The organism is Allocoprococcus comes (assembly GCF_013300725.1).
Classification (GTDB): domain Bacteria; phylum Bacillota; class Clostridia; order Lachnospirales; family Lachnospiraceae; genus Allocoprococcus; species Allocoprococcus comes_A.
In genome coordinates, this window is record NZ_JAAIMM010000082.1 from 1 (window position 1) to 1412 (window position 1412).

Below are 1412 nucleotides of genomic sequence, written 5' to 3' on the forward strand. Positions count from 1 at the left end.
TGCTTAGGAAGATAGCGGGTCTGTGCAATAATGCGAACCAGCTTGCCCATGTTGCGAATGCTTCGGGAATGGCAAGTGAGCAGAGTGTGCAGGAAATGCTCCGGCTTACCAAAGAGACATGGCATCTGGTAAAGGAAGAGTGGTAATGACAGATGGCTTATACAAGTGTTATCCCCGTCCACCGCCTGGACCGTTCCATCGAATATGTGAAAGACAAAGAAAAAACCACACAGAAAGCAGACTCTCTGGAGGCTGCCATTGATTATGCCATGAACCGGACAAAGACGGAACAGGCGGTGTTCGAAGATACCATCGGATGTACCAATGAAAATGCGTATGTAGATATGGTGGCAACAAAAAAGAGATTTCATAAGATGGGCGGTGTGGAAGGATACCATCTGGTACAGAGTTTTGCAGAAGGTGAGGTGACACCGGAACTGGCACATCTCATCGGACAGGAACTGGCAGACCGGCTCTTAAAGGGACAGTATGAAGTTGTTATCACAACGCATCTGAATACCAGACATTATCATAACCACATTGTCTGGAACTCTGTGAGCATGGCAGACGGGCGTAAGTACCACAGCAATGCAAAGAGTTATTATACGGAGATCCGGAAGATCTCCGATGAGCTGTGCAGAAAATATGGTCTGTCTATCATTGAATCCGACCAGAAAAAATCAATCCCTTATGTACAGTGGAAAGCAGAGCAGGAAGGGAAACCGACATGGAGAAGTGCGATCCGTCTGGATATCAGGGAGTCTGTACAGGAAAGCTACTCCTGGTCACAATTCTTAAAAGAAATGGAAAAGCGTGGATACACATGGAAACTGAACCGGAAATATATCGCTTTAAAGGCTCCGGGAATGGAACGGTACATCCGGCTACGGTCTCTTGGAAAAAACTATTCCGAAGAGGAGATCCGTGGACAGATCTTACAGCCAAAAGTAAAACGCATCTATCAAAAGCCGGTGCAGATTCATCCAAAGAAGAAACTGAACGGGATACAGGCATTATATTATTCCTATTTATATCAGATGGGAGTACTGCCAAAAAGACCGAGAAGAAGTCCGTATGCCGTCAGAGAGGATATCCGGAAACTGGATCAGAGGATCGAACAGATTGAGTTTTTAATGAAACATGACATTACGACCAGAGAACAGCTTTCCACATACCGTGAGCCGTTGCAAAAGCAGATTTCAGAACTGATGAAGGAACGCAGAAAGCTCTATCGGAATGGCAGCGAAGACAGTGGAAAAGTGCGGTTGTCCGAAATCAATGAGGAATTAAAAAAACTCCGAAAAGAAGTCCGTATGACTGTCCGGATTGAAAAGCATTCATTGGAAATCGAAGAAAAACTTCGAAAGGCAGAAGAACAAAACCAGAATGAGAAACGTGTGGAACACAAAGAA

At 45.0% G+C, this 1412-nt stretch carries 2 protein-coding genes; both read left to right on the forward strand.

Going from position 1 to position 1412, the window contains the following annotated elements:
- On the forward strand, window positions 1-146 hold a 146-nt coding region (gene mobC, locus G4407_RS16060), incomplete at its 5' end, for a plasmid mobilization relaxosome protein MobC (RefSeq protein WP_173689678.1).
- A 6-nt stretch (window positions 147-152) separates the two neighbouring features.
- A partial coding sequence (locus G4407_RS16065; protein WP_173689679.1) for a relaxase/mobilization nuclease domain-containing protein occupies window positions 153-1412 on the forward strand: 1260 nt, incomplete at its 3' end.